The sequence below is a fragment of the Lentzea indica genome, from assembly GCF_012184385.1.
In the GTDB taxonomy this organism is placed as follows: domain Bacteria; phylum Actinomycetota; class Actinomycetes; order Mycobacteriales; family Pseudonocardiaceae; genus Lentzea; species Lentzea indica.
This window is the reverse complement of record NZ_VSRL01000632.1, coordinates 1-231: the sequence shown is the minus strand read 5'-3', so window position 1 is coordinate 231 and position 231 is coordinate 1. Positions and strand designations below refer to the sequence as shown.

At 55.4% G+C, this 231-nt stretch carries 1 rRNA gene; it reads right to left on the bottom strand.

The window, feature by feature from the left end:
• Positions 1 to 231: ribosomal RNA gene (locus FXN61_RS50060) — 23S ribosomal RNA — on the bottom strand; the annotation flags it as partial.

The following is a 231-nucleotide window of genomic DNA, read 5'->3' as shown; positions in this document are numbered from 1 at the left end:
CCCTCTACGCTCACGCTTTCCAGACGTATTCCTCTAACCACAGTATTTTCTGACTCGTTGCCAGTCCGGCAGAACTGACCAAGAGGTCCCACGACCCCGTACACGCAACCCCTGCCGGGTATCACACGAGTACGGTTTAGCCTCATCCGCTTTCGCTCGCCACTACTCACGGAATCACGGTTGTTTTCTCTTCCTGCGGGTACTGAGATGTTTCACTTCCCCGCGTTCCCT